Here is a 12,803-nt window from a genome sequence, read left to right as displayed (position 1 = left end):
AGACACCGTGCAAGGATCCACCTGGCTCGCCGCGGCGACCGTTCTCGTCGCGGCGGCCTGCGGCCCCAGCAGCGCGGAGGCGCCGCCCGCCCGCGCCAGTGCCACACCCGACGTCCGTGACGGCTTCGCCGCGCTCGAGACGTCGTACGACACCCGGCTGGGCGTCTTCGCGGTGGACACGGGGACCGGCCGTCGGGTGACCTGGCGCGGCACCGAACGGTTCCCGTTCGCCTCCACGATCAAGGCACCGCTGGCGGCGGTCGTGCTCGATCGCACCTCGCGCCGGGGCCTCGCGCGCACCATCCATTACGACGCGTCCGATCTGCTGCCGGGCTCACCTGTCACCGAGAAGCACCTGGCCGACGGGTTGCCCCTGCGCGACCTCATCGACGCTGCGCTGCGATTCAGCGACAACACGGCAGCCAACCTGCTGTTCGAGCAGATCGGCGGGCCGGCCCAGCTGGATCGCGAGCTGGACCGCATCGGTGACCGCGTCACCAATCCCGAGCGCACCGAGCCGGACCTCAACTCCGCCGTCCCGGGGGATGTCCGCGACACCACGACGCCTCAGGCCCTGGCGACGACGGTCGGCGAGTACGTCGTGGGCAAGGCGCTGCCGCGCCACGACCGCGACCTCTTGCGCACCACGATGGTCGACAACACGACCGGCGATGCGCTCATCCGCGCGGGCGTGCCCAAAGAGTGGGTCGTCGCCGACCGGACGGGCGGTGCGAGCCACGGCGTGCGCACGGCGGTCGCGGTCGCGTTCCCTCCCGGACGCTCGCCCGTCCTGATCGCAGTCATGTCGAGGCGCGACCAGGTCGGCGATGAGTACGACGACGCGGTCATCGCCGAGGCCACGCGGATCGCGGTCGGTGCGCTTGGTCTGGCCTGAGCCGACCGGGCCGATCCATGACAAACTTCAACCGTGCATCATGACTACTCCGGAGATCAGTACGCCCGCATGGCTCGCGCGCTGGCCGGCGAGCTCGGTGTCACGGCGACGCACGAGTCCGCGACCGCGACGGCCCTGTCGATCGTCGACGGCTGCGATCACGCCGGCATCTCGCTGGTGATGAGGAATCGCAAGATCAAGAGCGTCGCCCCCACCGACGACGTCGTGACCCGCGCGGACGACCTCCAGTACGAGACCGGCGAGGGGCCCTGCCTGCAGGCCATCCACGACCAGGAGACCGTCTACTCCAGCGACCTGCGCAGCGACGATCGCTGGCCCTCCTGGGCCCCTGCGGCCTCGTCATCGCTCGGCATCCGCACCGCTCTCAGCCTGCAGCTGTTCATCGGTCCCGATGCGATGGGCTGCCTCAACCTCTACTCCGACCAACCGCACGCGTTCGGACCGGACGAGCGCGTGTCGGCTCACGCGCTCGCGGCCCACATCGCCGTCGCGATGACCGCAGCAACGGACCAGGAGAACCTGAGCTCGGCACTGATCAACCGCACGCTGATCGGACAGGCCGAAGGAATGATGATGCAGGCCCTGCAGATCACGGCCGAGCAGGCCTTCGCCGCGATGGTCCGCGTCTCCCAGGCCCGCAACGTCAAGGTCCATCGCGTCGCGTCCGAGATCGTCAAGAACGGGCTGAAGGCCGGGCTGTTCGACTGACCCGGCGTCGCGACCCTGCCACACGGCCTCGCGCGGCTCTGCAGCAGGTGCCACGACGGCGCAGCGCGCACGCCGGATAGCCTCGACGGGTTCCCCCTCTCGGGGACCCCGCCCGTCAGCACGACCAGGAAGTGGTAGGACATGACCGACTCGACCCTGCAGGCCGTCTTCGACCAGGTCATCGCCCGCAACCCGGGCGAGGCCGAGTTCCACCAAGCCGTCCGCGAGGTCCTGGACAGCCTGGGTCCGGTCGTGGCCAAGCACCCGTCGTACACGCAGGCCGCTGTCATCGAGCGCCTGTGCGAGCCGGAGCGGCAGATCATCTTCCGGGTGCCGTGGGTCGACGACGCGGGCAACGTGCGCATCAACCGGGGCTTCCGGGTCGAGTTCAACTCCGCGTTGGGCCCGTACAAGGGTGGACTGCGGTTCCACCCGACGGTCAACGTCGGCATCGTGAAGTTCCTCGGCTTCGAGCAGATCTTCAAGAACGCGCTGACCGGGCTGCCGATCGGCGGCGGCAAGGGCGGCAGCGACTTCGACCCCAAGGGCTGCAGCGAGGGCGAGGTCATGCGCTTCTGCCAGTCGTTCATGACCGAGCTCTACCGCCACATCGGCGAGTACACGGACGTGCCCGCGGGTGACATCGGCGTCGGCGGCCGCGAGATCGGCTACCTGTTCGGCCAGTACAAGCGCATCACCAACCGCTACGAGTCCGGGATGCTCACCGGCAAGGGCATCACCTGGGGCGGCTCGCAGGTGCGCAAGGAGGCGACCGGCTACGGCACGGTCTTCTTCGTCGAGGAGATGCTCAAGCAGCAGCGCGAGACGTTCGAGGGCAAGCGCGTCGTGGTCTCGGGCTCGGGCAACGTCGCGATCTACGCGATGGAGAAGGTCGTCCAGCTCGGCGGCACCGTGGTCGCGTTCTCCGACTCCAGCGGCTACGTCGTCGAGGAGGACGGCGTGGACGTCGAGACCCTCAAGCAGGTCAAGGAGGTCGAGCGAGGCCGGATCGCCGACTACGTCGAGCGCCGCGGAGGCCGAGCCCTGCTGGGCTCGAGCGGATCGATCTGGGACGTGCCGACCGACATCGCCCTGCCGTGCGCGACGCAGAACGAGCTCGACGAGGACCACGCCGCGACGCTCGTGCGCAACGGCTGCCGCATCGTCGCCGAGGGCGCCAACATGCCCACCACCGCAGCGGCCACCAAGGTCCTCGCCGATGCGGGCGTGCTGTTCGCTCCCGGCAAGGCCGCGAACGCCGGCGGCGTCGCGACCAGTGCCCTCGAGATGCAGCAGAACGCGTCGCGCGACTCGTGGTCGTTCGAGCACACCGAGCGCCGCCTCGACGAGATCATGCGCGGCATCCACGACCGGTGCCTCGCCACCGCCGACGAGTACGGGGTGCCGGGCGACTACGTCGCGGGAGCCAACATCGCCGGCTTCACGCACGTCGCCGACGCGATGCTGGCGCTCGGGGTCATCTAGGCGACCCGGAAGCCCCCTACCCTCGGGGGATGCGCACCCTCCGCACGGTCCTGCTCCCCCTGGGCCTGGTCGCGATGCTCGTCGCGACGGCGCTGCCGTCCCACGCCGAGCAGCGCGGGACCCGCTACCCGGGGCACACGGACATCGTCGCGACCACGTTCTGGGTCGGCGAGATCTTCGACCCGAGCGCCGAGGACGGCAGCCAGATGTTCTCGACGTACGACGACCACTGGTTCGAGAGCTACGGCGGGTGTGACGGCGTGGTGACCGCGCGAGGCTGCGAGACCGAGAGGCGCACGGCCCGCAACGGCTACTTCCCCACGAAGATGAAGCCGCGGGAGAACCCGTTCTACCTCGACCTGCCCTACGACGACCTCAACGACCGCGCCGGCTTCGCGCAGCGCCGCAAGGTCGTCCCGTGGGCGGACAAGTCCCCGTGGAGAAGGATCGTCCGCGACCCGGACCGCAGCATCATGAAGAACCGCTGGGTCAAGATCAGCCGCCGGGGCCACCACTGCTACGGCCAGATCCAGGACGCGGGGCCGGGCAAGTACCACGACAAGAAGTACGTGTTCGGAACCAAGGACGCCCGTCCGGCCAACAAGCGCTACAACCGGGCGGGCATGGACGTCTCCCCCGCACTGAACGGCTGCCTGCACTTCTCCGAGCTCAACGGTGACAGCGACCGCGTGGACTGGCGCTTCGTCGACTACGCGCAGGTCCCACCGGGGCCGTGGAAGCGGATCATCACCCGCAGCTAGAGAGTGCCGATTCGGCCACGGCGCTGCCCCACTCGCCCTAGCATCGTCGGATGCGCACTCCCCGAGGACTGGTCCTCCTCGTCACGCTGGCTCTCGCGCTCGTCGTGCCGGTCGTCCCGGCGTCGGCGGCACCTGCCCGACCGGGCGCCCCGTACGTCGTCGCGTCATCGCCGCACTCCCTCACCGTCACCTGGCCCGCGGCCAAGGGCGCGAAGCGCTACCGCGTGGCCTACTCACGGTCGCACGCGCGTGCATCCACCTCGTCCGCGACCACCCGCTCGACGTCGGGGCGGTCGACCAGGCTGACCGTGGGCGGGCTGCGCCCCGGCACGACGTACTGCCTGACCGTCCGCGCGATCGGACGTGGCGGATCGGGTGCACGCTCCAGCGCCCACTGCCACGCGACGATGCCGCGAGCCAACAAGACTTCGCACCCCTCGATCTCGGTCGTCACCTACAATCTCTGCAGCACCGCGCAGGGTTGTGGCAGGTGGTCCCTCCGCCGTGAAGCGATCTTCGCCAAGATCAAGCAGGCCGACGCGGACATCGTCTCCCTGCAGGAGAGCGGGCTCAAGCGCAAGGAGCTGCGGCCGCGGCTGGAGCAGCTCGGCTACCGCCAGGCGCACCTCAGCCGGCGCAACGTCATGTACTACCGCGCCGCCCGCCTCGTCCAGGTCAAGCGCGACGTGCCGATCCCGATCTGCCTCAGCAAGCCGTACGCCGGGGCCATCGACTACACCTGGATCGACGACTACCACTGGGACATGGTCACCGACAAGCCGTACCGGCTGTACAAGGGGACCTGGTACTACGCCGGGGACGAGTGCCCCGGCGTGGGCATCCCTGCGCCCTTCGAGAGTTCCTTCCGACTGCCCCACGGACGCCCGGCCGACTGGATCGGCCTGCGTGACAGGCTCACGGGCGATGAGCTCCTCGCCGTCAACGTGCACCTGACGCCGGGACGCACGGCAGGGGCCACCCGTCGGCGCAAGAGCGAGACGGCCGCACTGGTCCGCCACATCGACCGGACCGCGAAGAAGATGCCTGTCGTCCTCACTGGCGACTTCAACTCCGACCGCACCCGCTCCGACGACGTCGTCGGCAGGCTGCTGGGCAAGGCCGGCCTCGGCGACGCGTACCAGCGCTCGGCGACCTACACCCGTCCCTATCTCAACAGCTACAACGGCTATCGCCGCACGCCGAACCGGAACACACGGTGGGGTGGGCACATCGACCGGATCTTCGTCCGCGGAGGCTTCGGGGTCACCGGCTGGGAAGTCATGGCCGACCTCAGGCGCGGGCGGTACGTCGGCGCCCGCGCCTCGGACCACAACCCCGTCCGGGCCCGACTCTTCATGCCGTCGCCCCGGAGGGCGTCGCCGTAGCCCCTCAGACCGCGAGCGCGGCGTCGGCGTCGAGACAGGCCGAGGCCAGGCGCCCGACCGGGTCGGCGAGCAAAGGCTCGAACGCGAGCTCTGCCGCCCCGTGGAGCACCGAGTCGCCGCCCAGCCCGGGCAGCGTGACCCGGACCAGCTCACGCGGTGCGATGAGGGCATGCACCTCCAGCTCGCGCTCCACGTCCTCGTGGACCAGGGGGAACAACGAGCGCAGGTAGCCGCCGAGCACGATCACCCGCGGGTTGAGCATGTTGACCATCCCCGCGAGCCCCCGTCCGAGGTGCCGGCCGACCAGACGCAGGTCGTCGGGTGCCTCGTGCACGCCCTCGAGGAACTCACCCAGCGCCCCCACCCGCTCGGCGGGGCAGCCGATCGCGAGGGCGATCGCGTCCGCGCCGATGACGGTCTCCCAGCAGCCGTGCGCGCCGCAGTGGCACAGCTTGCCCTGCGGCACGAACGGCATGTGCCCGATCTCGCCCGCGTAGCCTCCCGCTCCCTCGAGCTTGTGCCCGTTGACGATGACGCCGGCACCCACGCCGACCTCGCCGGAGAGGTAGACCAGGTCCTCGACACCGACGCCGGCTCCCCTGAGGTGCTCTGCGAGGGCACCCAGGTCTGCGTCGTTGCCCAGGACCGGCACGGCGAACGTGCCGATGCGGTCCGCAAGGATCTTGGCGAACGGGACGTCGCGCCAGCCGAGGTTGGGGGCCAGGCGCACCAGGCCGTCATCGGCCCGGATGATGCCCGGCACCCCCACGCCGACCCCCACGAGCGCCGAGCCGGGCTCGACGTCCTTGACGACCAGCCGCATGAGCTCGACGACCGAGGACGCTGTGGCGTCGGGGTCGTGGCCGGTGGGCACCGGGCCGGTGGCCCGAGCCTGCACGACTCCCCCGAGCCCGACCCGGGCGACCGTCAGGCCGTCGACCCGCAGGTCGACGGCCAGGACGTACGCCCCGGTGCGTGCCTTGACGTCCACGGAGGGGCGTCCGGCGCCGATGCGAGCCCCTGAGGGCTTGGCCTGCTCGGCCAGGCCCAACGACTCCAGCTCGGTGACCAGTCCTGCGATCGTGCTGCGGTTGAGTCCCATGCGCGCGGTCAGCTCGGCCCGGGAGAGCCTGCCGGCACGATGCACGTGACCGAGAACGGTCCCGAGATTGTGCCGGCGGACGTCCTCCTGGTTGGTGCCGACTCCAGCGCGTCCGGCGGAGGCCATGCCTACAGGCCTGTCGCGGAGCGCCGCCGGCGGGAGATCGCGTCGACGCTGGCCGCGAGGAGCAGCACGCCACCGGTGACGATGAAGTTGATGTACGACGCCTGGTCGAGCAGACCCAGGCCGTTCGCGATCGTCGCGATGACCAGACCACCGATGACCGCGTCGCGCGCCTTGCCCTTGCCGCCGAACAGGCTCGTGCCGCCGATGACCGCCGCACCCACGGCGTACAGCAGCGTGTTGCTGCCGCCCGACGAGGTCGAGACCTTGCCGAGGTTGGACGCCGCGATGATGCCGCTCAGCGCAGCCATGCTCGAGGAGAACACGAACACCGAGATGCGGATGCGGTCGACGCTGATGCCGGCGCGCCGTGCGGCCTCGGCGTTGCCGCCGACCGCGTAGACGTGGCGGCCGTAGGAGGTGCGGCTGAGCACGAACGTCCAGAAGATCAGCAGCGCCGCGACGAGCAGCAGGACGTACGGGACGCCCTCGATCGTGAAGCCCGGGTTGGGCGCACGGTTGACGTTGAGCACGGCCGTGACGACGAGAACGATCACGGCGAGGGCCACGATCTGCGCCACGACGACCGCGAGCGGCTGGTGCTGCAGGCCCTTGGTGACCTTGGCGCGGTGGCTGCGCAGCGAGAGCGCCGCGAACGCCACGATGATGACGATCGCAAGCACCCAGCCCCACACCACGGGGACGTTGCTCTTGGTGATGCCCTTGATGACCTCTTGGTCGACGCGGACCGAGCCGCCGTCGCCGATCAGCTTGAGCGTCACGCCCTGCAGGCCGAGGAAGAACGCCAGGGTCACCACGAACGACGGGATGCCGAGCTTGGCGACCAGCACGCCGATCACGAGGCCGATGACGGCACCCGTGACGAGGGCGAGCAGCACTGCGACTCCCCACGGCTGGTCGTGCTTGGCGATGAGCAGGCCCATCACACAGGCCGAGACACCGCCGGTGACGCCCGCCGACAGGTCGATGTCGCCGAGCAGCAGCACCAGGACCAGGCCCATCGCGAGCACGATGATGGCGCCGGCCTGGGTGATCAGGTTGGCCATGTTGAGCGCGGAGAAGAAGCGGTCGTTGGCGAAGCCGAACACGATGAACAAGACGATGAGGCCCAGGATCGCCGGGAGGGCGCCCATGTCGCCGCCGCGCACGCGGTTGACGTACGCCCGGGCGGCCTCGCCGAGCGTGTTGGACTGCGTGCGGTCGTTGGCGAAGCCCGCCTCTTCCGCGTCCGAGATGATGTCAGTCATGTCTGGTCCCTCAGGCGTTCGCGGACGGGGCGGCAGCCCCGTCGATGTCGGAAGATGTACCGGTCGTGATGAGCTCGACGATCTGACGGGACGTGACGTCCTTCGTCGCGACGTCGGCTGCCACCCGGCCGAGATAGAGAGCGGTGATGCGGTCCGCGACCTCGAACACGTCCGAGAGGTTGTGCGAGATCAGCAGCACGCCCACGCCGGAGTCGGCGAGACGCCGCACGAGGTCGAGCACCTGGCGGGTCTGTGCCACGCCGAGCGCTGCGGTCGGCTCGTCCAGCAGGACGACCTTGGAGTTCCACAGCGCCGCCTTGGCGATCGCCACGGTCTGGCGCTGGCCACCGGAGAGGCTCGAGACGCTCTGGCGCACCGACTTCACGGTGCGCACCGACAGCGAGGCCAGGACCTCACGGGCCTTGGACTCCATCGTGGTCTCGTCGAGCACGGGGCCCTTCTTGACCTCGCGGCCGAGGAACATGTTCTCGACGATGTCGAGGTTCTCGCACAGGGCGAGGTCCTGGTAGACCACCTCGATGCCGAGGGCGGAGGCGTCCTTGGGGCCGTGGACCGTGACGTCCTCGCCCGCGAAGCGGTACTCGCCGCTGTCGATCGGGTAGATGCCTGCGACGGCCTTGACGAGGGTGGACTTGCCGGCACCGTTGTCGCCGACGAGTGCCGTGACCTGGCCCGGGTAGATGGTGAGGTCGACGTCGTGCAGGACGTGGACGACACCGAAGCTCTTGTTGATTCCTCGCAGCTCGAGGAGCGGGGACGTGCTCATTGCTGGGCCTCCGATGGGGCGCTGTGTGCGGCGGTGCGGTGATGACGGGGCGTTGCGGGCTGCGGCTCCCCGGGTCGTCCCCGAGGAGCCGCCGCCTGTGTGTGTCAGCTGATGCCAGCGTCAGCGCACAGCTTGGTGAAGTTGCCGGTGCAGAGCTCCGAGGCCTTCATGTCGCCCGCGTCGATGACGGCCTTCACGTTGGTCTTGTCGATCGCCACCGGGTCCAGCAGGACAGCCGGGACGTCACGCTTGCCCTGGTCGTCCGTGACAGTTCCCGTGGTCTCGGGATCTTCGCCCTTGACCATCGCGATGGCGACCTCGGCCAGCGCGCCGGCCTGGCCGGTTGCCGACTTCTGGATCGTCATGCACTGGTCACCCGCGAGGATGTTCTGCAGGCCCTCGACCGTGGCGTCCTGGCCCGTGACGGCGACCTTGCCGGCCTGACCGTTCTTGTCCAGGATCGAGATGACCGCGCCGGCGAGGCCGTCGTTGGCCGCGTAGACGCCCTCGACCTTGCCGTCGACCTTGGTGTAGAGCTGCTCGAAGATCGTGACTGCCTGCTCGTTGTCCCAGTCCGGGACAGCCTGCTCGCCGACCTTCTTGTACTTGGTGTTCTTGTCCAGGACGCTGTGGGCGCCCTGCGAGAAGAGCGTCGCGTTGTTGTCCGTCGGCGAACCGTTGAGGTAGATCAGGTTCGCGTCCTTGTCGCCCAGGCACTTCTGGAGGCCCTCGCCCTGCAGCGCGCCGACCTTGCTGTTGTCGTACGAGATGTAGACGTCAGCCGAGCCGCCCAGCGTCAGGCGGTCGTAGTCGATGGTCTTGACGCCCTGGCTCTTGGCCTTCTCCTCGATGGCCGCACCCGAGTCGGAGTCCAGGTTGACGATCGCGAGGACGGTCACACCATCGGTGATCATGCCGTCGGCGATGGTCTGCATCTTGTCCGCGTCGCCCTCGGCGTTCTGGATGTCGAAGTCCACGTTGGCGGCCTTGAAGGCCTTCTCCAGCGCCGGCTTGTCGGCGCTCTCCCAGCGGACCGACGACTTCGTGTCGGGCAGGATGACGCCGATCTTTCCCTCGGCCTTGTCGCCGCTGCCGCCGCCGTCGCCTCCGCCACTGTCACTGTCACTGCCGCCGCACGCACTGAGCGCGAGAGCCGCACCCATGACCGTCGCCAGCATGAGATTGCGTGTCCGCTTCACACAGACCGCCTCCAATTCCTCCAGTTGTGCGTCGCGGCCGACGTGTTTCGTCCACGTAACGCGTTTGTTGTTCGACACAACGTATAGCGTGAGAGAGGTCACGTCCAGCACTTGCGACAACAAATTGTTGTCGCGGACAGCATTTTGTGGCGCGGTGAGAAAAAATCAGGGGCACCGCCGTGTCGGCGATGCCCCTGACCTGCGAGAACTGATCAGGCGAGCAGGCTGCGCAGCACGTACGGCATGATGCCGCCGTTGCGGTAGTAGTTCGCCTCGCCGGGCGTGTCGATGCGCACGACCGCGTCGAACTCGATCGTCGAGCCGTCCTCGGAGCGTGCCGTGACGTGGATCGTCTTGGGCGTACGACCCTCGTTGAGCTCGGTGATGCCGGTGAAGTCGAACGTCTCCTCGCCCGTCAGGCCGAGCGACTCGGCGCTCTGTCCCTCGGGGTACTGCAGGGGCAGGACGCCCATGCCGATGAGGTTGGAGCGGTGGATGCGCTCGTACGACTCGGCGATGACGACCTTGACGCCCAGGAGCGCGGTGCCCTTGGCCGCCCAGTCACGCGACGAGCCCGAGCCGTACTCCTTGCCCGACAGGACGACCAGCGGGACGCCGGCCTCCTGGTAGGCCTCGGACGCCTCGAAGACCGAGGTGACCTCGCCACCGTTGATGAGGTTGCGGGTGTAGCCGCCCTCGGTGCCGGGAGCCATCTGGTTGCGCAGACGGATGTTGGCGAAGGTGCCGCGGATCATGACCTCGTGGTTGCCACGACGCGAGCCGTACGAGTTGAAGTCGCGCGGCTCGATGCCGTGCTCCGACAGGTACTTGCCGGCCGGGCTGTCCTTCTTGATCGCACCGGCGGGGCTGATGTGGTCGGTCGTGACCGAGTCGCCGAGCTTGAGCAGCACGCGCGCACCGGTGACCTCCTCGACCGGCGACGGCTCGAGGGCCATCCCGTCGAAGTAGGGCGCCTTGCGGACGTAGGTGGACTCGGGGTCCCAGGCGAACACGTCGCCGTCGGGCGTCGGCAGGTTCTGCCAGCGCTCGTCGCCGGCGAACACGTCGGCGTACTCACGGCTGAACGTGTCGGAGTCGATCGACGACGCGATGACGTCCTCGACCTCCTGCGGCGACGGCCAGATGTCCTTCATGAAGACGTCGTTGCCGTCCTGGTCCTGGCCCAGCGGCTCGTTGAACAGGTCGACGTCCATCGAGCCGGCCAGCGCGTACGCGATGACCAGGGGCGGGGACGCGAGGTAGTTCATCTTGATGTCGGGGTTGATGCGACCCTCGAAGTTGCGGTTGCCCGACAGCACGGCGGTGACCGCGAGGTCGCCGTCGTTGACAGCCTTGCTGACCTCGGGGATCAGCGGACCGGAGTTGCCGATGCAGGTCGTGCAGCCGTAGCCGACGAGGTTGAAGCCGAGCTTGTCCAGGTAGACGTTCAGGCCGGACTTCTCGTAGTACTCGGTGACGACCTTCGAGCCCGGTGCCAGCGTCGTCTTGACCCACGGCTTGCGCTGCAGGCCCTTCTCGACGGCCTTCTTGGCCAGCAGGCCCGCGCCGATCATGACCGACGGGTTGGACGTGTTGGTGCACGACGTGATCGCGGCGATCGTGACGGCGCCGTGGTCGACCTCGAACGACGTGCCGTCCTCGAGCGTCACCATCTGCGGGTTGCTCGGACGTCCGGCGCCCGACGGGGCGGGGGCGTTCGGCTTGTCGCCGCCCTGGCCGTCGTCGGTGCTGCTGGGCACGTCGGAGGCCGGGAAGGACTCGTCGACGGCCTCGTCGTAGCCGTTGAGGTCCTGCTCGGTGTAGTCGGCCAGCGCGGTGCGGAACGAGCCCTTGCTCTCGGTCAGCGAGACGCGGTCCTGGGGACGCTTCGGGCCGGCGATCGACGGGACGACGTCACCCAGGTCGAGCTCGAGGTACTCGGAGTAGCGAGCCTCGTGCTCGGGGTCGTGCCACAGGCCCTGCGCCTTGGCGTACGCCTCGACGAGCGCGATCTGCTGCTCGTCGCGGCCGGTGAGGCGCATGTACTTGGTGGTCTCGTCGTCGATCGGGAAGACCGCGATGGTCGAGCCGTACTCGGGGCTCATGTTGCCGATCGTGGCGCGGTTGGCCAGCGGGACGGCGCCGACGCCGGAGCCGTAGAACTCCACGAACTTGCCGACCACGCCGTGCTGGCGCAGCATCTCGGTGATGACGAGCACGAGGTCAGTCGCGGTGGCGCCCTGCGGCAGCTCGCCGGAGAGCTTGAAGCCCACGACGCGCGGGATCAGCATGCTGATCGGCTGGCCGAGCATGGCGGCCTCGGCCTCGATGCCGCCGACGCCCCAGCCGACGACGCCCAGACCGTTGACCATCGTGGTGTGCGAGTCGGTGCCGACGCAGGAGTCCGGGTAGACCGTGCCATTCTTGTCGAACACGACGCGCGCGAGCTTCTCGATGTTGACCTGGTGGACGATGCCGGTGCCCGGGGGGACGACCTTGAAGTCCGCGAACGCGCCCTGGCCCCAGCGCAGGAACTGGTAGCGCTCACGGTTGCGCTCGTACTCGATCTCGACGTTGCGCTCGAACGCCTCGGGCGTGCCGAAGACGTCGGCGATGACCGAGTGGTCGATGACCAGCTCGGCGGGAGCGAGCGGGTTGATCTTGGTCGCGTCGCCGCCGAGGTCGGCCATGGCCTCGCGCATCGTGGCGAGGTCGACGACGCACGGCACGCCGGTGAAGTCCTGCATGATCACGCGGGCGGGCGTGAACTGGATCTCCTTGCTGGGCTCGGCGTTCGCGTCCCAGGAGGCAAGTGCCTCGATGTCGGCCTTGGTGATGTCGGAGCCGTCCTCGGTGCGCAGCAGCGACTCGAGGAGGACCTTGAGGCTGAACGGGAGCGACGCGACATCGAGTCCGTCGCCCTCCACCGCGCCCAGGCGGTAGTAGTCATAGGAGGCATCCCCGACAGTGAGGGAGTCCTTTGAGTTGAAGCTGTCGACGGCCATCGTCATTCTCCTTCGCGGGTCGGCTTCCATCCTGCCCAGAGACGACGTGAGTCGCACGGTCAGG

The 12,803-nt window shown here is 68.9% G+C and carries 10 protein-coding genes; 5 read left to right on the top strand and 5 right to left on the bottom strand.

The genetic code is table 11. From position 1 onward, the window contains the following. Positions 1 to 7: 7 nt before the first annotated feature. From bla to GEV26_RS07490, 5 genes are all read left to right on the top strand, one after another. Positions 8 to 895 (top strand): class A beta-lactamase, encoded by an 888-nt coding sequence (gene bla / locus GEV26_RS07510; protein ID WP_153652495.1) that lies wholly within the window; start codon positions 8 to 10, stop codon positions 893 to 895. Between the two features lie 33 nt (positions 896 to 928). After that, the gene (locus tag GEV26_RS07505; RefSeq protein WP_153652494.1) at positions 929 to 1,624 is read left to right on the top strand and encodes a GAF domain-containing protein; all 696 of its coding nucleotides are present in this window, start codon (positions 929 to 931) and stop codon (positions 1,622 to 1,624) included. Between the two features lie 141 nt (positions 1,625 to 1,765). Beyond that, positions 1,766 to 3,109 (top strand): NADP-specific glutamate dehydrogenase, encoded by a 1,344-nt coding sequence (gdhA, locus tag GEV26_RS07500; protein WP_153652493.1) that lies wholly within the window; start codon positions 1,766 to 1,768, stop codon positions 3,107 to 3,109. Positions 3,110 to 3,138: 29 nt separating this feature from the next. Next, the gene (locus tag GEV26_RS07495; protein WP_153652492.1) at positions 3,139 to 3,870 is read left to right on the top strand and encodes a hypothetical protein; all 732 of its coding nucleotides are present in this window, start codon (positions 3,139 to 3,141) and stop codon (positions 3,868 to 3,870) included. A 50-nt stretch (positions 3,871 to 3,920) separates the two neighbouring features. Continuing rightward, positions 3,921 to 5,255, top strand: coding sequence for an endonuclease/exonuclease/phosphatase family protein (locus GEV26_RS07490; RefSeq protein ID WP_153652491.1), 1,335 nt, complete (start codon positions 3,921 to 3,923; stop codon positions 5,253 to 5,255). A gap of 4 nt (positions 5,256 to 5,259) precedes the next feature. Here GEV26_RS07490 and GEV26_RS07485 read toward each other — a convergent pair whose 3' ends face one another. The 5 genes from GEV26_RS07485 to GEV26_RS07465 form a co-directional block, all read right to left on the bottom strand. Next, the gene (locus GEV26_RS07485; protein WP_153652490.1) at positions 5,260 to 6,483 is read right to left on the bottom strand and encodes an ROK family transcriptional regulator; all 1,224 of its coding nucleotides are present in this window, start codon (positions 6,481 to 6,483) and stop codon (positions 5,260 to 5,262) included. A 2-nt stretch (positions 6,484 to 6,485) separates the two neighbouring features. Next, the gene (locus GEV26_RS07480; protein ID WP_153652489.1) at positions 6,486 to 7,748 is read right to left on the bottom strand and encodes a sugar ABC transporter permease; all 1,263 of its coding nucleotides are present in this window, start codon (positions 7,746 to 7,748) and stop codon (positions 6,486 to 6,488) included. A 10-nt stretch (positions 7,749 to 7,758) separates the two neighbouring features. Beyond that, positions 7,759 to 8,535, bottom strand: a complete 777-nt coding sequence (locus GEV26_RS07475) for an ATP-binding cassette domain-containing protein (RefSeq protein WP_153652488.1) — start codon at positions 8,533 to 8,535, stop codon at positions 7,759 to 7,761. Positions 8,536 to 8,639: 104 nt separating this feature from the next. After that, positions 8,640 to 9,734 carry a sugar ABC transporter substrate-binding protein gene (locus tag GEV26_RS07470; RefSeq protein ID WP_153652487.1) on the bottom strand — a complete coding sequence of 365 codons (1,095 nt, stop codon included), beginning with the start codon at positions 9,732 to 9,734 and terminating at the stop codon, positions 8,640 to 8,642. Positions 9,735 to 9,946: 212 nt separating this feature from the next. Continuing rightward, positions 9,947 to 12,739 (bottom strand): aconitate hydratase, encoded by a 2,793-nt coding sequence (locus GEV26_RS07465; protein ID WP_279586773.1) that lies wholly within the window; start codon positions 12,737 to 12,739, stop codon positions 9,947 to 9,949. Between the last annotated feature and the right edge of the window lie 64 nt (positions 12,740 to 12,803).

The organism is Aeromicrobium yanjiei (genome assembly GCF_009649075.1).
Lineage (GTDB): Bacteria > Actinomycetota > Actinomycetes > Propionibacteriales > Nocardioidaceae > Aeromicrobium > Aeromicrobium yanjiei.
Note: the sequence above shows the minus strand (reverse complement) of the source record. Positions and strands in the feature narration are given on the sequence as shown.

Excerpts from the sequence above, each read along its gene's own strand:
- GEV26_RS07465 (WP_279586773.1), bottom strand. The coding sequence starts at position 12,739 with ATGGCCGTCGACAGCTTCAACTCAAAGGACTCCCTCACTGTCGGGGAT.
- GEV26_RS07480 (WP_153652489.1), bottom strand. The coding sequence starts at position 7,748 with ATGACTGACATCATCTCGGACGCGGAAGAGGCGGGCTTCGCCAACGAC.
- GEV26_RS07475 (WP_153652488.1), bottom strand. The coding sequence starts at position 8,535 with ATGAGCACGTCCCCGCTCCTCGAGCTGCGAGGAATCAACAAGAGCTTC.
- gdhA (WP_153652493.1), top strand. The coding sequence starts at position 1,766 with ATGACCGACTCGACCCTGCAGGCCGTCTTCGACCAGGTCATCGCCCGC.
- GEV26_RS07485 (WP_153652490.1), bottom strand. The coding sequence starts at position 6,483 with ATGGCCTCCGCCGGACGCGCTGGAGTCGGCACCAACCAGGAGGACGTC.
- GEV26_RS07495 (WP_153652492.1), top strand. The coding sequence starts at position 3,139 with ATGCGCACCCTCCGCACGGTCCTGCTCCCCCTGGGCCTGGTCGCGATG.
- GEV26_RS07490 (WP_153652491.1), top strand. The coding sequence starts at position 3,921 with ATGCGCACTCCCCGAGGACTGGTCCTCCTCGTCACGCTGGCTCTCGCG.